This window comes from Streptomyces achromogenes, assembly GCF_030816715.1.
GTDB classification, from domain to species: Bacteria; Actinomycetota; Actinomycetes; order Streptomycetales; family Streptomycetaceae; genus Streptomyces; species Streptomyces achromogenes_A.
Genome location: NZ_JAUSYH010000001.1, coordinates 5,623,535 through 5,645,804, shown reverse-complemented (window position 1 = coordinate 5,645,804; position 22,270 = coordinate 5,623,535). Strand labels below are relative to the sequence as shown.

Below are 22,270 nucleotides of genomic sequence, written 5' to 3'. Positions count from 1 at the left end.
CCGAACCTGATGAGTGGGGCCTGCTGATGTCCGTGGTCGACCGCCAGGAGTGGGACGTCGTCGTGGTCGGCGCGGGAGGCGCCGGACTGCGGGCCGCCATCGAGGCCCGCGAGCGGGGCGCCCGCACCGCCGTCATCTGCAAGTCGCTGTTCGGCAAGGCGCACACCGTGATGGCCGAGGGCGGCATCGCGGCGGCGATGGCCAACGCCAACGAGCACGACAACTGGCAGGTCCACTTCCGTGACACCCTGCGCGGCGGCAAGTTCCTCAATCAGTGGCGGATGGCCGAACTGCACGCCCAGGAGGCCCCGGACCGGGTCTGGGAGCTGGAGACCTGGGGCGCCCTCTTCGACCGCACCGCCGACGGCCGGATCTCCCAGCGCAACTTCGGCGGCCACGAGTACCCGCGCCTCGCCCACGTCGGCGACCGGACGGGACTGGAGCTGATCCGCACCCTCCAGCAGAAGATCGTCTCGCTCCAGCAGGAGGACCACAAGGAGACCGGCGACTACGAGTCACGGCTGAAGGTCTTCCAGGAGTGCACGGTCACCCGCATCCTCAAGGACGGGTCGCGGGTGAGCGGTGTCTTCGCCTACGAACGCGAGACCGGCCGCTTCTTCGTCCTGCAGGCGCCCGCCGTGGTCATCGCGACCGGCGGCATCGGCAAGTCCTTCAAGGTGACGTCGAACTCGTGGGAGTACACCGGCGACGGCCACGCGCTGGCCCTGCTCGCCGGGGCGCCGCTGCTCAACATGGAGTTCGTGCAGTTCCACCCGACGGGCATGGTCTGGCCGCCCTCGGTCAAGGGCATCCTCGTCACCGAGTCGGTGCGCGGCGACGGCGGGGTGCTGCGCAACTCCGAGGGCAAGCGGTTCATGTTCGACTACGTCCCCGACGTCTTCAAGGAGAAGTACGCCGAGTCGGAGGAGGAGGGCGACCGCTGGTACGAGGACCCGGACCACAACCGCCGTCCGCCGGAACTGCTCCCCCGTGACGAGGTGGCCCGCGCCATCAACTCCGAGGTGAAGGCGGGTCGCGGCTCCCCGCACGGCGGGGTCTTCCTGGACGTGTCGACGCGGATGCCCGCCGACGTCATCAAGCGCCGGCTGCCCTCCATGTACCACCAGTTCAAGGAGCTCGCCGACGTCGACATCACCGCCGAGGCCATGGAGGTCGGGCCGACCTGCCACTACGTGATGGGCGGCATCGCGGTCGACTCCGACACGGCCGCCGCGCGCGGGGTGCCGGGACTGTTCGCGTCCGGCGAGGTGGCCGGCGGCATGCACGGCTCCAACCGGCTCGGCGGCAACTCCCTCTCCGACCTGCTGGTGTTCGGCCGGCGGGCGGGCCTGCACGCGGCCGAGTACGCGGCGGCGACGGCGTACGAGCGCCCGCCGGTGGACGAGGCGCAGGTGGACGCGGCGGCCGCCGAGGCGCTGCGCCCCTTCTCCGCCGAGACGGCCGGTGAGGGGCCCGCGAGCGGCGGCCCCGCGACCGGCACCGGGACCGGCACCTCCACCGGTTATGCGGAGAACCCGTACACCCTCCACCAGGAACTCCAGCAGACCATGAACGACCTGGTCGGCATCATCCGCCGGGAGGGCGAGATGGAGGAGGCCCTGAACCGGCTGGCGCAGCTGCGGGTACGGGCCCGGCGGGCCGGCGTCGAGGGCCACCGCCAGTTCAACCCCGGCTGGCACCTGGCGCTCGACCTGCGCAACATGCTGCTGGTCAGCGAGTGCGTGGCGCGGGCGGCGCTGGAGCGCACCGAGTCGCGCGGCGGCCACACCCGCGAGGACTGTCCGGCGATGGAGCGGACGTGGCGCAACGTCAACCTGCTCTGCCGGCTCGCCGATCCGGCCGAGGGCCCGGCGGCCGACGACCCGCGGCGCGGCCGGATCCAGCTCGTCCACGAGACCACCGAACCCGTCCGCCCCGACCTGCTCGCCCTCTTCGAGAAGGAGGAGCTGGTCAAGTACCTCACCGAAGAGGAGCTGTGCGAATGAGCGGCTACGAGGCCCGCTTCCGGGTCTGGCGCGGTGACACGGAGGGCGGCGGTCTGGAGGACTTCGCGGTCGAGGTCAACGACGGCGAGGTGGTGCTGGACATCATCCACCGGCTGCAGTCCACCCAGGCGCCCGACCTCGCCGTGCGCTGGAACTGCAAGGCGGGCAAGTGCGGTTCCTGCTCGGCGGAGATCAACGGGCGGCCCCGGCTGATGTGCATGACGCGCATGTCGGTGTTCACCCCCGACGAGACGATCACCGTGACCCCGCTGCGCGCCTTCCCGGTCATCCGCGACCTGGTCACGGACGTCGGGTTCAACTACCGCAAGGCGAGGGAGGTGCCCTCGTTCGTGCCGCCCGAGGGGGTCGGGCCCGGTGAGTACCGGATGTTCCAGGAGGACGTGGACCGTTCGCAGGAGTTCCGCAAGTGCATCGAGTGCTTCCTGTGCCAGGACACCTGCCATGTCGTGCGCGACCACGAGGAGAACAAGGCGTCGTTCGCCGGCCCCCGCTTCCTCATGCGGGTCGCCGAACTGGACATGCACCCGCTGGACGGGGCCGAGGCGAGCGGCCTGGACCGCAAGCGCACGGCCCAGGACGAACACGGCCTCGGCTACTGCAACATCACCAAGTGCTGCACGGAGGTCTGCCCGGAGGGCATCAAGATCACCGACAACGCGCTGATCCCGCTGAAGGAACGCGCGGTCGACCGCAAGTACGACCCGCTGGTGTGGCTGGGCTCGAAGATCAGGAGACGGCCGTCGTAGACGCCGGGGGCAGCCGGGGGGTGCGACCGGGGCGCCGGGCACGGAGCTGGATCACCAGTCCCGCCATCAACACGCCCCAGCCGGCCCAGGCGACGTAGGCCGACGCGCCGTGCGGCGGACCGTTCAGCGGGCCCACGAACATCCACACCGTCGCTCCGGCGCCGGTGACCAGCGAGCCCCAGCCCCACAGCCGCGGCCTGAGCACCCTGGACCGGGCCCACGGCGGGACCCGGCCGGTCGCGACTCCGGCCGCACCGCCCACGACCAGAACCGTGACGGCGAGCGCGGCCACCCCCACCAGAATCCCGTGCATGGCGCTCATGCTCGCAGGATCTCCGGCGCCCGCGAGAGCCTTGACCCGATGAAGGGCCGCCCGAGGCCCGGGCTTGGGATATCGCCGCCCCGCACAGCGTCTACCGGACCCAGCCCTCCTGGTACGACGTCCAGTCGGTCTCCGTCGCCGCGAAGTCCACGTACGCCGCCACGCCGAAGTTCTCACGGTCGGCGTCGGTGCGGGACAGGCCCAGCCGGACGCCCCTGACGGCGGCGGCGACCGTCTCCGCGTGCGCCCAGTGGCCGAAGCGGTTCTCCCGGTAGAAGGGCAGGCCCATCAGCAGGTCGGTGGAGCGCGGGGTGACCTCCAGGGCGAGGGACGTCTGCTGGGCGACGTAACCGCCGTAGGTGCTCTGCAGCGGCTGCATGGTGTCGTACGACATCACGGCGATCTGGTCGACGCGGCGGGCGACCTGGCCGAAGAACTTCTGCGACCACCACTTCGGGTGCCCGGTGGTCGCGCCCCAGAAGGAGTGGAACCCGGGCACCGGGTCGATCTGGTGGGCCGCGACGGAGAGCTGGGCGTGCTGCGCGCGGGTGACGGCGCGCAGGGAGTCGAGCAGCGTGAGGTAGTCGGCGTCGTCGGAGTGGAGGGGTTCGAGGTCGAAGTGGGCTCCCTCGAAACCGGCCGCCAGGATCTCGCGGGTGGATCGCACGACGGCGGCGCGGGTCTCCGGCCGCTCCAGCCGCATGCCGTCCGGGGTCTCCGTGGCGAGCACGTCGCCGAGCCAGGCCTGGACGCGCAGCTTCGGCGCCTCCCGGTGAACGGCGGCTATGAACCACCGCGCGTTCGCGTAGGCGGACTTCGGCAGCGTGCCGTCGTGTTCCAGGGGCCCGGCGTGCACATAGAGGTCCCGCATGCCGGTGTCGGCGAGGCGTCGGGCCAGGGTCTCGACGTCGGCGTCGGTCTTGCGGCCGTCCACCCAGGCGTGGCCCAGCCAGATGGCGTCCTTGCCGCGGGTGTACGTGCCGTCGGCCGGATCGCCCAGGTAGTTCACGCGCAGTGCGGCCTCGGCGGCGAGGATCGGCGCCAGGAGCAGCAGCACGAGGACGAGGGCGGCGCGGCGGACCCGGCGCAGGCGACGTCGGGCCGGCCGGGGGCCCCCGACGGCCCCGGCACCGCCACCGGGCTCCCCGGAACCTCCGTCGCCGTCGGCACCACCCTCGCGGCCGTCCTCGGCGCCGTCCTCGGCGTCGGACGCGGGCGGCTCGGGCGGAGCGTCACCGGTCTCGGCGGCGGGGACGGGGGCCGGGGCGGGAGCGGGGGCCGGAACGGTGGCCTCCGTGGCGAGGGCCTCGGGGGCGACGCGGACCGTCTCGGCGTCCGTGCCGGGTGCGTCGGCGGCGGCGACGCCCGTGCGTGGGGCGGCGTCCGGTGCGACGGCGGCAGAGTCAGTGCCGGAGACGGTGTCGGAAACGGAGACGGAGCCGGTGTCCGAGTCCGTGCCCGTGTCCGTGTCCGTGCCCGTGTCCGTGTCCGTGTCGACGGGGGCGGGACCGGGCCGTTGCCTGGGCGTCGGTTCAGCCCGCAGGACCCCGCCCTCCGTCGACTCCGGCTTCAGCTTCGACTCCGGCTCCGGCTCCGGCTCCGGCTCCGGCTTCAGGCTCGACTCCGGCTCCGGCTTCGGCTCCGGCTTCAGTTGCGGCTTCGGGTCCGTGCGTTCCGGCGATCGGTCCATCCCGGTCATCCCTCCCGTGTCGTTGCGCCCCACCGCCCCCACCTCGGGTGTATCCCGCTCGCGTGACCGGATTCGCGGCCATACGCTCCCAAATGTGACCTCTTCCCTGCATCGAGGCCGACCGCGGCGTCCCGGGCCGCACATATCCGTGCGGGTGGCGCACGCCGTGCTGGGCTGTGCGATCGGGCTCGTGTGGCTGGTGTTGCCAGGGATGACGTCGGGCGACGGCGCGCCGGTTGCGATCAAGGAGCCGGCGTCCGCACCGAGCTCCGTCGCGGCGGCCGCGGAGGAAGAGGACGAGACGTCCACCGCCGACCTGGTGCTGCCGCTCGTGGCGGTCGCCGCGGTCGGCGCGGTCGCCGGTTACGGGTACGTGCGCCGGGTCCGGCGGGCCCGCAGCCGGACCACCCCCGGCGGGTCGGGCGGTCCCCCGCCGCCGGGGTCCGCGCCGCCTCTCACGGCCCTCGACGGGCGGGCCCGCGCCGCGCTGGTCGAGGCGGACGACCGTATCCGCACGACCCGCACCGAACTCGACCACGCCGAGCCCCTGTTCGGCAGTGACCCCGTGGCGCCCCTGCGCCGGACCGTCCAGGAGGCCGGGACCGAACTCGCCGCCGCGTTCCGGATGCGCCGGCGCTACGACGAGGGCACGCCGGCCGAGGATGCGGCCCGGGCGCACGCGCTCGCGGGGATCGTCGGACGGTGCGAGGAGACGACACGGCGGCTGGACTCGGTGGCCGACGCGCTGGCACGGCTGCGAGGCCCCGACGACGGGCCGGGGGCGGCACTGGGCGTCGCCGAGGGCCGGTTCCGGGAGCTGACCGGGCTCGTGGCGGGCTCGGAGACCGTCCTCGCGGGCCTGCGCACGCGGTACGCGCCCACCGCCACCGCCTCCGTCATCGGGAACGTCGAACAGGCCAAGGACCGGCTGCTGTTCGCCACCGTCCGGCTGAACGAGGCCCGTCAGGCCGCCGATACGGGACGGGCCGGCACGGCGGCGACGCATCTGCGGGCCGCCGAGGCCGCCGTCGCCCAGGCGGCGGTCCTGCTCGGCGGGGTCGGCCGGCTCGCCGCGCTGCTGGAGGCGGCCGAGCGGACCGTGCCGGCCGCCCTGACCGGTGCGGAGGCGGAGCTGTCCGCGGCACGGGCGGACGAGGCGGCCATGGGCCCCGGCACGTCGCACGCCCTGTTGCGGCACGCGGACGTCGTCCTGGCCTCCGTGCGGCAGGAGCTGACGGCCGGCCGGCCCGGCGACCCGGTCGGCATGCTGCGCCGGATCGTGCGGGCCACGGAGCCGTTCGCCCCGGGCCGGGCCGGGGTGCTGCCGGCCGCCGCCCTGATCGTCGCCCGCACCTCCACGGGCGCGGCGGCGGACTTCGTCGAGACCCACCGCGGAGCGGTCGGAGCCGCCGCGCGCACCGGGCTGGCCGAGGCGGAACGTCTCCTCGCCACGAACGATCCGGCCGACCGCCGGGCCGCCGACGACCTCGCCCTGGAAGCCCTGGAGCTGGCCGAGCAGGACGTGCGGACGCACGGCAACCCCGGCCCCGCGCCGGAGGGGACGGCCGATGAGATCGGCGCGGCCGGCGCCGTGCTCGGCGGCATCGTCCCGCCCGGGACCACCGCCGACGGCCCACCCGCCGACCCACCGCCCGGCAAGGCGTAGTCACACGCCGGCCAGGGAGCACGGCTGGGCGCGCAGGCCGCGCGGAGCCGTCCCCGGCCACCCGGCACCAGATGCCCGGCACCAGATGCCCGGCACCAGGTACGGGGCACCCGGCAGTCGTCCTGCCGCCCGCCGTTCGGCGGCGCGTGAGCATGTGGGCGGCAAGCCCCGCGCGGGCAGGCCGCGCAGGACCGACGGCAGGCCGACAGGCCCCGCCGTCCCTCAGACGGGCCCGCCTGTCCACCGCCCGGCGAGGCGTGGCCCCGCGGCGGCAGGAAAGCCCGGCTGAGCGCGGGCCGCGCGGGACCCACGACACGTCCGCCGATCCACAGACCGCGCGGAGCCGTCCCCGGCGGCGGCCCCGGCTGTCCGGCACCAGGTATGCGGCGCCCGGCAGTCGTTCCGCCCGCCCGGTCGTCCTGCCGCCCGCCGCCCGTCGTCCCGCCGCCGTGCCTGAGCGTGGGTCAGAACAGGCTCAGCAATGCCTCCGCCGGGTCGGTCAGGCCCGTCTCGCCGTCCGGCAGCGGCAGTTCGAACCACACCGTCTTCCCGCGGGGTGTCCGGCGGGAGCCCCAGGCCGCCGCCAGGAGGCCGACGAGCTGGAGGCCGCGGCCGCCCTCGTCGGTGTCCCGGGCGCGGCGTCGGCGCGGCTGGACGAGGCCGGCGTCCCAGACCTCGCACACCAGGGTGCGGTCCAGCAGCAGCCGCAGTCGGATCTCGCCCTCGCCGTACCGCAGCGCGTTGGTGACGAGTTCGCTGACCAGCAGTTCCGTCGTGTCGACGAGGGGTTCGAGGCCCCAGGCGAGCAGCCGGCCGCGCGCGTGCTCCCGCGCCCGGCCCACGCTGCGCGGCTCGCGCGGGAGGGTCCAGTCGCCGACCGAGTCGGCGGGCAGACCCTGCACCCGGGCCATCAGCAGCGCGATGTCGTCCTCGCCGTGGTGCGAGTCGAGGGTGCTGAGGACGTGGTCGCAGACGTCCTCGAGGGGAGCGGAGGGATCGGTGAGAGCTCCCACGAACGCGTTGAGGCCCTCGTCCAGCGGATGGTCGCGGGATTCGACCAGGCCGTCCGTGTACAGCGCCAGCAGCGCGCCCTCGGGGAGTTCGACCTCGACCTCCTCGAAGGGCTCGCCGCCCACGCCGAGCGGCATGCCGGGCGGCACGTCGAGCATCAGCGCCGGCTCGCCGGGTTCGACGAGCACCGGAGGCAGATGGCCGGCGTTGGCGAAGGTGCAGCGGCGGGTCACCGAGTCGTAGACCGCGTAGACGCAGGTCGCGAGGTACACCTCGGACAGGTCGGCCTCGCGGGGGCGGCGGGCGGCCCGGGTCGCCTGCTGGACGCCTCCGGGGGTGCCGAGGCCGCGGGCGATCTCGTCCAGCGCGGAGAGCACCTCCGCCGGTTCGAGGTCCAACAGGGCCAGCGTGCGGACGGCCGTGCGCAGTTCGCCCATCGCGACCGCGGCCCGCAGTCCGCGGCCCATCACGTCCCCCACGACCAACGCGGTGCGGTGGCCGGGCAGTTCGATGACGTCGAACCAGTCGCCGCCGACCTCGCTGGGGCGGCCGGTGGAGACGTTGCCGGGCAGGTAGCGGCAGGCGATGTCCAGGCCGGACGCCACCGGGTCGCCGGGCGGCAGCAGCGACCGCTGCAGTATCAGCGCCCGTTCGTGCTCGCGCCGGTACAGACGGGCGTTGTCGATGCAGACCGCCGCCCGTGCCGCGAGCTCCACCGCCAGATCGCGGTCCCGGTCCCCGAACGGCTCGCTGCCCTTCGTCCGCGAGAACTGCGCGAGGCCGACGACGGTGTCGTGGGCGACCATCGGGACGGCGAGCGTGCCCTGCACGAGGCCGCCCTCGTCGCCGGGGATGCTCTGCGGGCGGGCGGTGCGCAGGGCGTCGGCGCAGGGCGAGTTGAACGGGAAGTGGTGGACCGCGCCGACGGCGACGGGCGCGCCCGCACCGGGGAAGGGGGCGTCGGAGACGGCGGACGAGAAGGCGACCCTGCGCAGTTCCGCGCTGCCGTCGGCGAGGCCGGGCGGGGTCTCGTCGCCCGCCAGGAGCCCCTGGTAGAGGTCGACGGTGGCGAGGTCGCAGAAACCGGGCACGACGACGTCGAGGAGCTCGCGCGCGGTCGTCTCCAGGTCGAGGGAGTTCCCGATGCGGGCTCCCGCGTCGTTCAGCAGGGCGAGATTGCGCCGCGCGGCGGCGGCCTCGCGGGCCGCGGCACGGCGGGCGGTGATGTCGGTGCCGAGCCAGGCGACGCCGATCGGGCGGCCGCTGCCGCTGTGCACGCGGTAGAGGTTGATCGACCAGTGGCGGCGCTCCTCGGAGCCCGGTACGAAGCCGGTGACGTGCATGTCCGTGATGGAGTCGCCGGTCTGCAGCACCCGGCGCAGGGTCGCGCTGACCCGGTCGGCCTCGGACCGGGGCAGGTAGTCGTGGACGCCCTTGCCGCGGTGGTCGTCGGGGGTGCCGCCGAAGACGGAGGCGAAGCGCTCGTTGGCGCGGCGGACCCGCAGGTCGGGGTCGATCAGCAGGAACCCGAACGGGGATTGGCCGAAAATGGCCTGCGAGGCGGCGAGGTCCGTCTCGATGCTGCGGAGCGTGCGGACGTCGACGACGATGCACACGGCGGCCTTCTCGCCGTCCAGGCTGCGCGTCGGCATGACGTACACCTCGGCGAGGCCCTGTTCGCCGCGCCCGCCGCCGGGCACCGGGTCCGGCATCCGGAAGGGGACCACACCGGTCCACTCGCGTCCGTCCAGGATTTCGGCCATCTTGCGCTGGCCGCGCTCGCGCAGGTCCGGGTCGATGAACGCGTCGATGGGGTCCATGCCCACGGCCCGGTCGGCGGGGATGCCGAAGATCTGCTCGGCGCGCAGGCTCCACTGGTCGACGAGACCGTCGGGGCCGATGGAGAACGAGGCGACCTTGATGTAGTCGTAGATCGAGCCGGGCGGGCTGCTCTGCCAGATGGCGTCGCCGAGTGCCTCGCCGTCCGGGAGAGCGCCGGGCACGGCGGCCTCGGCCCTCGCGCCGCCCGACGGGTCCTCGGACTCCGTGGCCTTCGCTGGTATCTCGCTCACGCGAACCGTCCCCTCCAGCTCACCGCGCCCGGCACCGGTCACCGGCGGCGGCTGCCCGCAGTATCCAGCACTACGGGGCCGCACGACACGGTGTTCACGATCACAGCACGGTCCAGGCTTTTTCCGGCCCGTCCTGCGACGACACTTCCCGTCTTCTAACCAGCGGACACGTCGTCGAACCACACCTTCCGGCACCTGTCCGCGACCGGAACCCGACGGCGACAGCGCCGCCCCCGCTGTACACCGGCTCATCCCCGCGCCGGCGCGCGTCAATCCGGCACGGCGAGTTCGAACCACACCGTCTTGCCGGTGTCCCCCGGACGGGTACCCCAGCGGCGCGAGGAGGAGGCGACCAGTTGCAGTCCGCGCCCGCTCTCGTCCTCGGGCCGGGCGATCCGCTCGCGGGGCGGGTCCGGCAGCGGGTCGGAGACCTCGACCAGGAGGACGCCCTCCAGATGGGCGGGGCGGACCAGGCGGACGCCGATGGGACCGGTGGCGTGCCGCAGGGCGTTGGTGACCAGTTCGCTGACCAACAGCGCGGCGAGGTCGCCCACGCTGTCCAGGCCCCAGGCGCGCAGCTGCTCGCGCACGGCACGGCGCGCGGTGCGCACCGCGCCGGGGTCCGCGGGGAACGTCCACTCGGCGCGGTCGCCTTCGCTGTCGATCACGCCGATCACATCCCGGGCCAGCGAGTACGCCCCTGTCCGATTTCACGGGGTTAATGGGCACATACCCGATATACGGGAGGCAGTACCGCCGCGTGAGGCGTGCTGTGGCACGAACGGCGTACGGAGGGCGACCCGGCCGCCGGTCAGCGGACCCCCAAAACCCTCGTGAGCGTCTCGCGGACCGCGGGAACGTCCTGGTCGAGCCAGTCGACGTGCCAGATCTCGTCCGGGGCGAGCCAGCGCAGCTCGTCGTGGTCCTGGAGGGGCCGGGGGGCGGCGGAAGCGGGGCGCAGCCGGGCGCTCCACACCTGCAGGACATAGGGCGGCTTCAGGGGCCACTCCCCCGGGACGCGCTCGACGACCTCCGCGGCGACGCCGAGTTCCTCGCGCAGTTCGCGCGCGAGGGCCGCCTCGGGCGTCTCGCCCTCCTCGACCTTGCCGCCGGGCAGCTCCCAGCGCCCGGCGAGCTCCGGCGGCGCGCTGCGGCGGGCGGCGAGCAGACGACCGCCGTCGAACAGGGCGGCTCCCACCACCACGATCCGTTGCGTCATGCGTCGGAGCCTACGGGAGTCCGGTCAACTCGACCGGAGGGCGCTTCACTTCCGCAGGACGCTTCTGCGCCGGGGGGGGCGGTTCGGCGTCGGGGGCACTTCCGCGGCAGGGGACTCAGTTCCGGGTGCCGTCTCCGTTGCGCGCCTGCACCTGTGCCTGCACCTGGCCCGGCCCCGGGGGCTGCGCCGATACCTGACCCTGGCTCTGACCCTGGCTCTGCCCGTGACCTTGCCCGTGGCTCTGCGTCTGGCCGACGCGCTCGACCCAGTACAGCTGCTTGTGGCCGCGACCGTCGAGGCTGTCCGCGATCTTCTGGGCCTCGGCCCGGGTCGCGTACCGGCCCACGCGGTAGCGGTTGCCGTTGTCGTCCTGCCGTATCACGTGCCAAGGCAGAGAGATGGTGCTGTCGTTCATCGCGCCGCACGCCCCCTTCCCGCCCCCGACCGCCCGGATCCCGTCCACGGCACGCCGCGCGCGCCGCCTTCCAAGGAAACCGCAATCCGCATATGCCCGAGCGTACGCCTTACCTTCACGCAGCGAACATGGCTTTACACAAAGAGGTACGCAACCAGCCAGGACGCAGGGGGCGCACGAGGCCGGACGCGCCCTGCGCGCGCTGCGATGTGTCCGGTCGGCGGGGGTCTGGACACGTAGGGGGCGACCTGCGGGAACGTCCGGAAACGACCGGATTCCGACGCGGCGCGAGCGGGGCCGGACCGTGGGGTTTCCGGAGGCAACTGCCACAAGGGCGTGCGCCGTCGGCGGGCATGCGCCACCGCACCGCCTCGCGGGGGCGGCTACTTCACCGGCAGGTGATAGGCGACCCGGTACCGGTCGGCGGGGATCACCACGTCGGCCGTCTCGACCGGGCGGCCCGAGGCGTAGTACGTGCGCTGCACGACCAGGACGACATGCCCGGGGACACCGCCGAGGGCGAGCAGCTCCTCGGCGAGACCGGGGCGCGCGCCCACCTCCTCCGTGACGTTGTCGACGATGACGTCGATCGCACGCATCCGCTCCACGACGCCCATGCCGCCGAGCGGCCCCTCCTCGGGCAGCATGACCGGCGTGCGGCCGGTGAGCGCGAGGGGCTCCCACGAGGTGGAGAGCATCATCGCCTCGCCGGCCTCGCGGAAGACGTACCGGGTGCGCATCACGCGGTCGCCGGACTGGATGCCGAGCCGCTCCGCGACCGCGACGCCCGCCTCGGTCTGCTCGCTGCTGGACTCCCACGTGCCGCGCGTGTGCGCCTCGGCCTGCTCCTGCCGGAAGGGCGTCGCGCCGCTGACCGGCCGGTAGCCGGAGCGGGCGATCCGGCGGGGCACCGGCCGCTCACGCACGTAGGTGCCCGAACCGGAACGGCCCTCGACCAGCCCCTCGGCCATCAGCACCTTCCGGGCCTCGAGGGCGACCGTGTCGGAGACGCCGTACTCCTCGCGGATTCTCGCCTGGGAGGGAAGCCGGGTGTGCGGTGGCAGCGACCCGTCGGTGATCTTCTTGCGAAGGTCACCCGCGACACGCAGATACGCCGGCTGCTCACCGAATGTCACTGGCCACTCCCATCAGGTTGTACAGACAGCTACAGCCTGGCAACCGTGGGTTGAGCCGTGCAAGTAAAGGCCAGAGAATCACTCGATGTGATGACATCTGTCGGCGAAACGCTTCACCCAGGCACTTTCTCCCCGCTCAGGACGTGATCACACATCGAGGCCGCCGTCGCCGTCGCCCCCGCCCGTGCCGTCGCCCGCGTCGCCGGAGTCGTCGTCGTAGTCGGGCGGCGTGGTGGCCAGGCCCAGAGCCTCGCGGGCGGTGACGGTCGTGTCGCCGTCCACGACCTCGTAGGCGATCTCGTAGTGCCGGTAGAAGGCGTCCGCGTCGGAGGCCTTCTCCGCCGCCGCCCACTCCTTGCTCGACCGCTGCATGTCCTTCACCAGAGCGGCCATCGGCGCCCGGACCGTCGCGGACCAGGTGTGGCCTCCCAGCACGGCGGCCTGCGCGCCGGTGACGTCCCCGGTGTCGCCGGCCCAGGCCCGGTTGCCCGCCAGATCGTCCTCGGGGAGATCCTCCGGCTCGTCGAAGAGCGTCTCGTCGACGGCGGCCATGGCCTTCAGGAAGGCCAGTTGGTCGGCGTCGAGGGTGCTCTCGTCGGCGCGCAGCGAGCCGGTGAGGGTGCCCTCCTCGTCCACGTTGCCGAAGACGCAGGTGATCTCGCGGTCGCCCCAGCTCCAGCTCTCGGAGGTGGGCGTGAGGTAGTAGACGTCGACCTCCTCTGTCAGCGCCCAGGGATCCATCGCGTAGGCGTGCCGGAGCGTGAAGCACTTGTCGTCGGCCACGTCCACGACCTTGTCCTCGCCCGGGTAGACGCTGCCGGACAACGGGATCGTGGCGAACACCTCGGCGTCGTGCTCGCCGGAGCAGGGCACCTCGTCGACGTCGTAGACGTCCGTGCCGAAGCTGTCACCGGGCACGTCGAAGCAGTCGCCCTTGGCGAGCGAGAAACTGGAGCCCGCGCCTCCGCTCGCGCCCTCCTTGAACCCCTGCCAGAAGTCGGAGGCTCCGCCGGTGGCCAGCATCAGGGTCCACAGCGCGAGTCCGACGCAGGACAGGACGGCGCCGGCGATCGCCATTCCCCTGCCGCGCTCCCCGCGCCTCCTGATCTGCGCCAGCGCGACGATCCCGAGCACCAGACCCACGCCCGGCAGGAAACAGAGGATGCCGAGCACGAGGGAGGCGATGGCCACGCCGTTGATGACCGAGGACCGCCCGTAGGGGCTGTATCCCTGCCCCCACACCGGGTAGGGCGCCGCCCCGTAGGGGGCCTGCGGGTACGGCCCCTGGGCGTACGGGTCGTGCGGGTGCGGCTGCCGGGGCGCGGCGAACGGGTCCTGGGGAGACGGGCCCTGCGGGTACGGGCCTTGCGGGTAGGGGCCCGGCTGGGGCGGAGGCTGGTACGGGTCCTGGGGCTGGTGGGGCCCCGGGGGCGGAGGTATGGACACGGGTACCGTGCTCCTGGTTCAGACGGGTCGGGCGATGGGGCGGGGTGTCGGGCGGTCGGGCGATGGGGCGGGGTGTCGGGCGATGGGGCAGGCGGGGTCGCGGTCGCCGGGGGACGGCCGCCGAGAGCGGAACGCGTGCGACCGACCGACAGCGGCCGACTGCGACCGACCGGCTGCGGGCCGGCTGCGACCGACCGCGACCGGCATACGGGCTGGGCGCATCGTAAGCCCGGGGCGGGGCCGCGCTACCCGGCGTCCTGCGGCCGGCCGGCGAGCCTGCGCTGCTCCTCCTCCACGATCCGGCGGGCGAGGTTGTCGTCGGAGACGTCGACCGCGTCCGGCGTCGCCTCCGCCGTGTCGCTGCGGCGGGCGTAGGCGTCGAACAGCCGCGTCTTGTTCTCGAGGATGCGCAGCAGCCGGCCGTCCACGCTGTCGGTGGCCAGCAGGCGGTGCACCTGGACCGCCCGGACCTGGCCCATGCGGTGCGCCCGGGCCACGGCCTGGTGCTCCAGGGTCGGCTTGGTCTGCGGCTCGCACAGGACGACGACCGACGCGGCCTGGAGGTTGAGCCCCACGCCTCCCGACTCGATCTGGCAGAGCAGCACCGCGGGCCCCTCGGCGGCCGTGAAGTCGTCCACGAACCGCTGCCGTTGGACGACCGGGACGTCGCCGGCGATGGGCCCGAACACGGTGTCGCCCAGCACGCCCCGGACCGCGGTGAGGACGTCGCGGAAGTAGGAGAACACGACGGTCTTCAGGCCGTTGTCCGCGGCCTCCCCGACCAGTTCGCGCAGCCGCTGGAGCTTGGCGGACTTCGCGGGGTCGGCGTACGCGGCCCGGCGCATCGCCATGAAGTTCCCCGCCGCGACCGCCGCCCGGTACGCGTCCTCGTCGGCGGTGCTGAACTCCTCCCACTCGTCGACGTGGATCAGCGCGGGCAGCTCGGTGAGCACGTCCTTCTGGTTGCGGCGCAGGTAGGCGGGGGCGACCGCCTTGCGGAAGACCTGCGGGCCGGCGACCGCGTAGCTGTCGTGGATCGAGGGGACGAGGTCGGGCTGGAGGCAGCGCACCAGGGCGCGGAACTCCTCGACACGGTTCTCCATCGGCGTGCCGGTGAGGAACAGGACGCGGTCGCACAGCCCGGTCCACACCGCGACCGAGCGGGCGCGCCGGGTCTCGGGGTTCTTGACGTAGTGCGCCTCGTCGACGACGAGGAGTCCGGGCGGCGGTCCGCCGTCAGGTTCGGGCAGGGTGTGCAGCACGTCGAAGGTCGTGACGGCGACGCCGCCGCGCTCGCGCCACTCGGCGTAGGCGTCCCGCCGGTCCGGTCCGTGCACCGGCACCGCCCTGAGCGTGCTGCGGGCGCGGATCTCCCGGGTCCAGTTGATGAGCACGCCGGCCGGGCACACCACCAGGAAGTGGGCGTGGCCCTCGGCCGCCAGGTGGGCGAGCACGGCGATCGCCTGGACCGTCTTGCCGAGCCCCATCTCGTCCCCGAGGACGACCCGGCGCCGGGCCAGCGCGAACCGCGCGCCGAACGCCTGGTAGCCGCGCAGGGAGACCCGGCGGTGGGTGTCGTCGAGCGGCTGCGCGTGCACCTGTTCGGCCACGTCCGACGGCACGAAACCCTCGGCGGCCGCGGTGTCCGACGGGTGGGCGCAGATCTCCGCCAGCAGGCTGTAGTACTCCGCCGAGCGCACCTCGAAGTCGACCCACGGCTCGATCTCGGAGGCCGGTTCGCGCAGCAGGTCGGCGGTGGCCTGCGCGAGGTGCAGCGCCACGCCGGCCTCGGCGGCCTCGGCCGTCAGCGCGGTCAACTCGGTGACCGCCGTGCGCGCGGCCTCCCGGCGGGCCCGTCCGGCGAGGGCCAGCCGCAGCCGGCCGGTGGCCGGGCGGACCGCGGGCAGCAGTTCGCCGAGCCGCTTCTCGTACCGCTCGGCGGCGGCCACCGCGCGGGGCAGTTCGGGGCCGGCCTCGACGAGCCGGTACAACGCGCCGACCAGGGCGGCGGTAGCGGGCTCGGGGTGGTCGACGTCGATCCGCACGGAGACGGTCTCCCCGACCGCGCGGGCGATCTGCCGCGCGGCGGCGAGGACCTGGTCGGCGGTCTGCGCGCCGACGCCGGGGATCAGCCGGAGCTGGTGACGGCCGGCCTCGTACACCTCCCGGACCGAGCCGAAGCCGGCCCCCTCGACCGCCGCGAGCCGCAGCCGCCCCTCGGTGACGTCCTTCAGGCGGGTGAGCGCGATGGACCCGAGCTCCGCGGCGACGAGCGCGTCCCTGAGCGGCGCGTGAGCGGCACGGACGGCGCCCACGGCAAGGGCGTGGTCGGTCCGCAACGCGAAAGCGGCGTCGTACAACCGCGTACCGTCCGCGTACAGCTCCCCCACCCGTGTCACGCCGCCCCCTCACCCGCGCACCCGAACACCGCCCATGCTCGCATCGAACGGGACGTCCTGGACTCGGCGGGGGTACGGCGGACGGCACGCGCCTCCGCACCCGATCGTCTCGTGGCCCGCGCCTCACCGAGTCGCTACCGTTGAGCCATGACCGCACTGCCCGACTGGATGCGCCCACCGCGTGCGGAAGGCTGGTTCGCGGAGGACCTGGACCGCCTCCCCGAGGCGCCACGCCACACCGAGCTCATCGACGGAGCCCTCGTCTTCATGATGTCGCCGCAGCGATGGTGGCACGGTCACCTCGTCACCATGCTCACCATCGCCCTCATGGAGCAAGCGCCGGCCGATGTCAGGGTCGGCCGCGAGATGACCATAAAGCTCGACCAACGCAACCGTCCCGAACCGGACCTGTTGCTGACGACGGCCGACTACGACGGAGACCGCACCTGGTTCACACCGGACGAGGTACGGCTCGTCATCGAGGTCGTCTCACCCGAGTCCGCGCACCGGGATCGCACGGTCAAGCTCCGCAAGTACGCGGAAGCGGGCATCCCGCACTACTGGTGCGTCGAGGACGAGGACGGGGATCCCGTCGTCCACGTCTACGAACTCGACGAGCCGACCCGCTCCTACGCGCCGGCGGGCATCTTCCGAGGGGAACTCCGGCGCCCTGTGCCCTTCGAGATCAGCCTGGACCTCGACAAGCTGACCCCGCCCCGGCGCGCCTGACTAGGGCGTGTACGAAGCCGCGGGCACGGCTGCCCGCAGGCGGAACAGGACGGTCCCGATGAGCTTGTCCTCGGGGCAGTAACCCAGCTGCTTGGAGTCCCTGGAGCCCGGCTGCTCGCCCAGGAGGACGAGCATCCCCGGCGGCACGTGCGTGCCGGGGCACCGGCCGGCCCAGCGCGGCACGGGCTCTCCGGCGACGGCCACGATGCGTTTGACGTACCACCCGTCGCACAGGTCGGGCGCCGGGCCCGTGACGGTGTGCCAGCCGTGCTCGGGATGGGGAGCGACGACGACGGCCACCCGGCCCGTGGCGACCCGGCGTCTGCCGCGGAGGAGCAGGAGTCGGTCGCCGGGCATGAGGGTCGGCGACATGCTGTACCCGCGGACGGTCACGGCAACCAGCCGCCCGCGCGCCAGCAGCAGGGCCGCGGCGAGGACGAGGAGTGCCGCCAGGGTGAGGAGCAGCGGGCCCGCGGCCGTCACCGGACGGTCTCCTCGTAGCCCTGGGCCTGTGTGGTGAAGAGCTCGGCATAGGCGCCGTCGGCGGTCATGAGCTGTTCGTGGGTGCCGGCCTCCCGCACGGTTCCGTCGGCGATGACCACGATGGCGTCCGCGGCACGCACGGTGCCCAGGCGGTGGGAGACGAGGATGCTCGTCGTGCCCCGGCGGAGCGAGGTGAGCCGGTCGTGGACATGGCGTTCGGCGACCGCGTCGAGGCCGGTGCCGGGTTCGTCGAGGATCATGAGATCGCGTTCGGAACGCATCAGGGCCCGGGCGAGCGCGAGACGCTGCCACTGGCCGCCCGACAACTGGACGCCGGGGCTGCTGTCTTCCGTGTCGTCGGGGAAGAACATCCGGCTGAGCATGGTGTCGTACCCCTGCGGGAGGCGGGTGAGGGCGGTGTGGATGTCCGCGTCGTCGGCGGCGGCACGGATGCGGCCGTGGTCGTGGAGGGAGCCGAGGTCGCCGAGGCCGATGTTCTCCCCGGCGGTGAGGTCGTACTCCATCGGGTCCTGGAAGACGACGCTGACCCGCTCGCGCAGCTGGTCCGCCGGGAAGTCCCGGATGTCGATGCCGTCCCAGTGGATGCTGCCGCGCTGCGGGTCGTAGAGGCGGCACAGCAGTTTGACGAGGGTGCTCTTGCCGGCCCCGTTGAGACCGACGACGGCCAGGCTGGTGCCGTGCGGGACGAACAGGCTGATTCCGCGGAGGATCCACGGTCCGTCGTCGCTGTAGCGGAACCAGACGTCCCGGAGTTCGAGGCCCTGACGCAGAGGCGGCGGGGCGATCGGGGCGGCCGGGGCGGGGAGGTCGTCCCCGACCTGGACGACGTGCAGGTAGTGGCTGAACATCAGGGCCGTCTGGTGGCTCTGGGCGATGCATCCCACCAGGCCGACGAGGGCCGTCTGCATGCCTGCGAGGGCGGCGACGAGGAGGGACACGTCACCGGCGGTGAGGACGTGGGCTGCTGCCTGGTGCACGCCCCAGACGAGTGCGCCGGTGGAGACGCCGGCGCCGAGGACGGCGAGCGCCGTCTCGTAGGCGACGAGTCGGCGGTCGAGGCGTTCCTCCTGGCCGTTGATGCTGTCGAGGTCGGTGCGCATGCGCTGCGCGAAGTACCCGCCCAGGCCGTAGAGGCGGATCTCCTTCGCCGCCTGGCTGTCCGTGAGGAGCCCTCGGTAGAAGATCTGGCGGCGGGCGAGGTTGCTGGTGCGCCAGAACAGGTCCGCGCGGTGCCGGCTGTTGGCCAGGTGCGCGAAGAGGGCCGGAACGGCCGCGACGACGAGGACGGCGGCCAGCGTGGGGCTGACGAGCAGAAGGCTCGTCAGGAATCCCGCCAGCGTGAGGACGCTCTGGGCGCCCTGGAGGACCGCGCCGACCAGCCGCTCGGCCCCCTGCGCACTCTGGACGGCGAGTTGGACGCGGTCGTGGAAGGCGGGCTGCTCGAGCTTGGACAGACCGCTGAGCCGGTTGACGGCCGTGAGCAGCTCGCTCTGGGCCCGGGTCGAGGTGGCGCGGCGGATGCGGCCGTCTGCGTAGGACGAGACGGCCGAGGCGGCGGCGAGGAGGATGGTGAGCAGACCGATGCCTGCGGCGGCCCAGTTGAGGTCCGAGGCACGGAAGCCCTCCGCGGCGAGGCTGTCGACCACGTACTTGAGCAGCCAGGAGGCCGCCACGGGGGCGGTGCCCGCGATGACGACGGTGGCGACGCGGGCGGCGAGGGCCCCGGGGCAGGACCGCCCCGTGAGGGCGAGTACGGCGCTGAGGCCCCGCAGGACTGCGGCCGGGCCGGAGGTGGAGGACCCGCTCATGCGGTGAGGAGGTCGAGCGCGGGCAGGGAGCCTTGGCCGATGCCCGTCCCGGCGACGGTCCCGTCGGCGTCGAGAAGGACGAACGAGGGGTGGTGGCGGACGCCGAAGACGCCGGCGACGGGACCGTCCGGCGGTTCGGCGGCGGTGAGTTCGGTGAGCGGGCCGACCGCTTCGAGCAGCGGGCCGGCCTCGGCGGGCTGTCCGCTGATGACGGCCACGAGCCGGCCGCCTGACGGAGCGTTCGCCTCGGCCCACCGCTGGATCCCGGGGAGGCTTTCCCTGGTGGGACCGCAGTCGGGGCGGAGGAAGCAGATGAGGGCGGGGCGCCCGGCCAGGGTGGACGCGCTGACCTCGCCCACGGGGGTGTGCAGCGTGAACGCGGGGGCGCGGTCGCCTTCCTGGACGGCGAGGGCCGGCGGCCCCGGGGCGGCGGCGGCCGGGGCGGGGGCCATCATGGTCCGCCAGCGTCTGCTGACCGCGACGGTGAGGAGCGCGTTGACGAGGGTGACCGCGGCGAGAAGGGCGAGGCCGGCGATGGCGTAGCTCACTCTGTGATCGTCCTTTCAGCGTTGGCCGGTGCGGGCGGAGAAGAAGAAGGCGAGGTCGTCGGTGAAGACGGCGAGCGTGGTGAGGTAGCCGGCGACCGCGACGGCGAGCACGAGTGCCGGGGCGTCGAGGGGGGCGGTGGTGCCGTGGGAGAGGGCGATGACTCCGCCGAGGAGCGCGAGCGCCGTCAGGACGGCGTTGCGTGCGACATGCCAGGGGCCCATCGGCACGGTGGTCCTGCTGCCGAAACAGGGGCAGCCGGCGGAGCTGCCACGCCGCATGGTGGTGACCGCGACGACGCTGAACGCCGCGCACAGAGCGGCGGCGACGGCCAGCCCCGCGGTGAGCGTCCGGGGCACGGCGAGGAGCACGGCGGCCAGGAGCTCGGCCGCGGGCACCAGGACGGCGAGCGCCGGCCGGGCGGCGGCGGGCAGCCGGGTGAGGTCGCCGAGTGCCGCGGTGAACCGGCGGCGGTCGCGCAGCTTGGCGAGGCCGGCCACGGCCAGCACGCAGATCAGGGTCAGGCGGCAGACGAGCAGCAGGTCGGACAAGGGTGACTCCGGAGGGAGGGATGCTGGGCCGGCGTGGGCGCGGGGTGGGGGCGGGGCGGGCACGGTGGGCACTTGATGAGCCGCACGGGGCGGGCCGCACGCGGCCCGCCCCGAGGTGGTTCAGCAGTAGTCCCAGCTTCCGCAGCTGATCTTGCACGCGCCGGTGTAGCAGCAGCGACGGCAGCGCTGGGCGCTGGTGCTCCACTCGGTGTAGCAGTCCGGCGGGCAGCCCGCGTCCGCCACGGCCTTGGGCAGAATCCGCTCGATCAGACGGCCCGCACCGGCCTTCAGTGTGCGCATGGTTCTCCTCTTCCTGTGGGGATGGGATGTGCGTACTCCGCGGTGCGGCCGCGGTCCGCGGCCGCACCGGGGCTCAGGAGGCCGCCGGTACCGGTTCGCGGTCGGCGGCGGAGGGGGCGGCGACGACGCCGTCCCGGTAGCTGAGAATCGTGGGGAAGGCGGGGACCCGCAGGGCGCCGAACAACGGTGCCGCCTCGGGCCCGGGCACCACCTCGTCCGCCGGCCCGACGAGTCGGGCGGTCAGGCTGCTCTCGCCGGCCTCGGCGCCGATCACCAGGGCCAGGACCCGGCCGCCCGCCGCCCGTGCCCGGTCGGCCCGTGCGGCGAAGTCGGGGAGGGCGTCGGTGCAGGACGGGCAGTCGTGGGAGAAGACGCCCAGCAGCAGTTCCCCGGAGCGGAAGTCGTCCTGGGTCAGCGTCCGCCCGCTGAGCGCGGTGGCGGTGAAGTCCGGTAGCCCGTCCCCGGGTTGGGGCCCCTGGGCCGCGAAGTCGGCGCGTCGGCGTACGGCTTCGAGCTCCTGCCAGCGGCGCAGGACGACCATGAGCAGGACGAGGTTCAGCACGGCGACGGCTCCGACGAGCACCAGACCGGCTATGACGTATGGCACGTTTCTACCCCCTGGGCGCGGTGGCACTTGGGAGCAGTGTGAGTGGTGGGGCCTGCCAGGAGGATGCCAACACCTTGCCAGGAGCATGACGCGCTGAGCACCATGACGGCATGCTTGCCACGGGGTCATATTTTCGAGTGCTCGGCAGAGTTGAATGGACCGTCGACGGACACCCCAGGACCATCGGGCGCCGCCGCGAACGTCTGCTGCTGGGCTTGCTCCTGCTGGAGATGGGCCGGCCGCTGCCGATGGACCGGCTGATCGATCTGCTGTCGGACGAGGACGAACGACCGAGGTCCCGGGCCGACCTGTATGTGAACGTCTGCCGACTGCGGGCGAGCCTTCGCCGCGGCGGGGCCGACGGGTCGGTGCGGCTGGTGCGGAGCGGTTCGACGTACATGCTGACCGGCGATCCGCAGCTGGTGGACCTGCACCGCTTCACCCAGCTGGTCGACCGGGCCCAGCGGGGCACCGAGCCCCAGGAGGTGTCACGGCTCGCCTCGGCCGCCCTGGCCGAGTGGCGGGGGGCGGTACTGGAGGACGTCGCCTCCGAGCGGACCCGCCGAGGTGTCGCCGCCGCCTTCGACGAGCTGCTGATCTCGGCGCAACTGCTGCGTGTCGCGGCGGAGTTCAAGCTGCGCAACTACTCGTCGCTCGCCGCGGAGCTCGCGCGGCTCACCGCGGAGCATCCCGAGCACGAGATGCTCCTGGCCTTCCGTGCCGCCACGCTCTACGAATGCGGCCGCCGCGCGGACGCGTTGCGTGTGCTGTCCTCGGCGCGGGCCCGCATGACGGCGCGGCTGGGGCTGGACCTGAGCCGCGAGCTACAGGATCTGCGCGGGGCGATCCTGCGGGACGATCCCGTGGACCGCCACATCTTCCGCTGCGGCGCCCTCGGCGCCGCCTGACACACCGCACCCGGCGCTCCCGACATGTCAGGCCGTCCCGGGCACATCGACGTACGCCGGCGGACGGCCACGCCCGGGGGACGGCGTCGACTCCCGCTTCCCACGACGCACCCGTCGGAGCACGGCTCCTCGACGGTCCGATACAGCGCCGTCGGCCCGGTGACGGGG

18 protein-coding genes and 2 pseudogenes are annotated in these 22,270 nt (G+C 73.5%); 5 read left to right on the top strand and 15 right to left on the bottom strand.

Features of this window, described 5'->3' with window-relative positions; all coding sequences use genetic code 11:
* Positions 1 to 26 precede the first annotated feature (26 nt).
* Together QF032_RS25510 and QF032_RS25505 are read left to right on the top strand one after the other, a co-directional pair.
* On the top strand, positions 27 to 2,006 hold the full coding sequence (locus QF032_RS25510; protein ID WP_307057640.1) for a fumarate reductase/succinate dehydrogenase flavoprotein subunit: 1,980 nt from the start codon (positions 27 to 29) through the stop codon (positions 2,004 to 2,006).
* On the top strand, positions 2,003 to 2,773 hold the full coding sequence (locus QF032_RS25505) for a succinate dehydrogenase/fumarate reductase iron-sulfur subunit (RefSeq protein WP_307045642.1): 771 nt from the start codon (positions 2,003 to 2,005) through the stop codon (positions 2,771 to 2,773). Before QF032_RS25510 ends, QF032_RS25505 begins: the two co-directional genes overlap by 4 nt.
* Here the strand turns inward: QF032_RS25505 and QF032_RS25500 are convergent.
* Both QF032_RS25500 and QF032_RS25495 read right to left on the bottom strand, forming a co-directional pair.
* Positions 2,754 to 3,095 (bottom strand): hypothetical protein, encoded by a 342-nt coding sequence (locus QF032_RS25500; RefSeq protein ID WP_307045641.1) that lies wholly within the window; start codon positions 3,093 to 3,095, stop codon positions 2,754 to 2,756. The two genes, QF032_RS25505 and QF032_RS25500, sit on opposite strands and share 20 nt — an antisense overlap.
* A gap of 91 nt (positions 3,096 to 3,186) precedes the next feature.
* Positions 3,187 to 4,197, bottom strand: a pseudogene (locus QF032_RS25495) (hypothetical protein); the annotation flags it as partial.
* A gap of 682 nt (positions 4,198 to 4,879) precedes the next feature.
* Here QF032_RS25495 and QF032_RS25490 point away from each other — a divergent pair.
* Entirely contained in the window at positions 4,880 to 6,451 is a 1,572-nt protein-coding gene (locus QF032_RS25490; protein ID WP_307057638.1) for a hypothetical protein, read from the top strand.
* Positions 6,452 to 6,915: 464 nt separating this feature from the next.
* Here the strand turns inward: QF032_RS25490 and QF032_RS25485 are convergent, their stop codons facing one another.
* From QF032_RS25485 to QF032_RS25455, 7 genes and pseudogenes are all read right to left on the bottom strand, one after another.
* Positions 6,916 to 9,534 (bottom strand): SpoIIE family protein phosphatase, encoded by a 2,619-nt coding sequence (locus tag QF032_RS25485; protein ID WP_307057637.1) that lies wholly within the window; start codon positions 9,532 to 9,534, stop codon positions 6,916 to 6,918.
* Between the two features lie 269 nt (positions 9,535 to 9,803).
* Complete coding sequence (locus QF032_RS25480; RefSeq protein ID WP_307057635.1) at positions 9,804 to 10,211, bottom strand: ATP-binding protein; 408 nt, start codon at positions 10,209 to 10,211, stop codon at positions 9,804 to 9,806.
* 134 nt (positions 10,212 to 10,345) lie between these two features.
* Positions 10,346 to 10,753: a (deoxy)nucleoside triphosphate pyrophosphohydrolase gene (locus QF032_RS25475; RefSeq protein ID WP_307045634.1), complete on the bottom strand. Its 408-nt coding sequence runs from the start codon at positions 10,751 to 10,753 to the stop codon at positions 10,346 to 10,348.
* Positions 10,754 to 10,979: 226 nt separating this feature from the next.
* A pseudogene (locus QF032_RS25470) lies at positions 10,980 to 11,168 on the bottom strand (SPOR domain-containing protein); the annotation flags it as partial.
* Between the two features lie 383 nt (positions 11,169 to 11,551).
* Positions 11,552 to 12,304, bottom strand: coding sequence for a GntR family transcriptional regulator (locus tag QF032_RS25465; RefSeq protein ID WP_307045632.1), 753 nt, complete (start codon positions 12,302 to 12,304; stop codon positions 11,552 to 11,554).
* Positions 12,305 to 12,451: 147 nt separating this feature from the next.
* Positions 12,452 to 13,750 carry a DUF4190 domain-containing protein gene (locus QF032_RS25460; RefSeq protein WP_307057633.1) on the bottom strand — a complete coding sequence of 433 codons (1,299 nt, stop codon included), beginning with the start codon at positions 13,748 to 13,750 and terminating at the stop codon, positions 12,452 to 12,454.
* A 245-nt stretch (positions 13,751 to 13,995) separates the two neighbouring features.
* On the bottom strand, positions 13,996 to 16,149 hold the full coding sequence (locus QF032_RS25455) for a DEAD/DEAH box helicase (protein WP_373430379.1): 2,154 nt from the start codon (positions 16,147 to 16,149) through the stop codon (positions 13,996 to 13,998).
* A 147-nt stretch (positions 16,150 to 16,296) separates the two neighbouring features.
* Between QF032_RS25455 and QF032_RS25450 the strand changes: the two genes are divergently transcribed.
* The gene (locus QF032_RS25450; RefSeq protein ID WP_307057632.1) at positions 16,297 to 16,878 is read left to right on the top strand and encodes a Uma2 family endonuclease; all 582 of its coding nucleotides are present in this window, start codon (positions 16,297 to 16,299) and stop codon (positions 16,876 to 16,878) included.
* Here the strand turns inward: QF032_RS25450 and QF032_RS25445 are convergent, their stop codons facing one another.
* The 6 genes from QF032_RS25445 to QF032_RS25420 form a co-directional block, all read right to left on the bottom strand.
* Entirely contained in the window at positions 16,879 to 17,361 is a 483-nt protein-coding gene (locus tag QF032_RS25445; protein WP_307057630.1) for a S26 family signal peptidase, read from the bottom strand. It abuts the gene before it with no gap.
* Entirely contained in the window at positions 17,358 to 19,190 is a 1,833-nt protein-coding gene (locus QF032_RS25440) for an ABC transporter ATP-binding protein (protein ID WP_307057628.1), read from the bottom strand. Before QF032_RS25440 ends, QF032_RS25445 begins: the two co-directional genes overlap by 4 nt.
* The gene (locus QF032_RS25435) at positions 19,187 to 19,738 is read right to left on the bottom strand and encodes a TlpA family protein disulfide reductase (RefSeq protein WP_307045623.1); all 552 of its coding nucleotides are present in this window, start codon (positions 19,736 to 19,738) and stop codon (positions 19,187 to 19,189) included. The genes QF032_RS25440 and QF032_RS25435 overlap by 4 nt, the downstream gene beginning before the upstream one ends.
* 15 nt (positions 19,739 to 19,753) lie before the next feature.
* The gene (locus tag QF032_RS25430; protein ID WP_306949482.1) at positions 19,754 to 20,287 is read right to left on the bottom strand and encodes a MauE/DoxX family redox-associated membrane protein; all 534 of its coding nucleotides are present in this window, start codon (positions 20,285 to 20,287) and stop codon (positions 19,754 to 19,756) included.
* A 120-nt stretch (positions 20,288 to 20,407) separates the two neighbouring features.
* Entirely contained in the window at positions 20,408 to 20,587 is a 180-nt protein-coding gene (locus QF032_RS25425; RefSeq protein ID WP_057584405.1) for a hypothetical protein, read from the bottom strand.
* A gap of 73 nt (positions 20,588 to 20,660) precedes the next feature.
* Positions 20,661 to 21,194 (bottom strand): redoxin domain-containing protein, encoded by a 534-nt coding sequence (locus QF032_RS25420; RefSeq protein WP_306949483.1) that lies wholly within the window; start codon positions 21,192 to 21,194, stop codon positions 20,661 to 20,663.
* Between the two features lie 137 nt (positions 21,195 to 21,331).
* Between QF032_RS25420 and QF032_RS25415 the strand changes: the two genes are divergently transcribed.
* A complete protein-coding gene (locus tag QF032_RS25415) occupies positions 21,332 to 22,102 on the top strand; it encodes an AfsR/SARP family transcriptional regulator (protein ID WP_307057626.1) in 771 nt (256 codons plus the stop codon).
* Positions 22,103 to 22,270 lie beyond the last annotated feature (168 nt).

Coding starts and splice junctions, on each gene's coding strand:
- QF032_RS25510 (WP_307057640.1), top strand. CDS start 27: ATGTCCGTGGTCGACCGCCAGGAGTGGGACGTCGTCGTGGTCGGCGCG.
- QF032_RS25505 (WP_307045642.1), top strand. CDS start 2,003: ATGAGCGGCTACGAGGCCCGCTTCCGGGTCTGGCGCGGTGACACGGAG.
- QF032_RS25500 (WP_307045641.1), bottom strand. CDS start 3,095: ATGAGCGCCATGCACGGGATTCTGGTGGGGGTGGCCGCGCTCGCCGTC.
- QF032_RS25475 (WP_307045634.1), bottom strand. CDS start 10,753: ATGACGCAACGGATCGTGGTGGTGGGAGCCGCCCTGTTCGACGGCGGT.
- QF032_RS25450 (WP_307057632.1), top strand. CDS start 16,297: ATGACCGCACTGCCCGACTGGATGCGCCCACCGCGTGCGGAAGGCTGG.
- QF032_RS25440 (WP_307057628.1), bottom strand. CDS start 19,190: ATGAGCGGGTCCTCCACCTCCGGCCCGGCCGCAGTCCTGCGGGGCCTC.
- QF032_RS25425 (WP_057584405.1), bottom strand. CDS start 20,587: ATGCGCACACTGAAGGCCGGTGCGGGCCGTCTGATCGAGCGGATTCTG.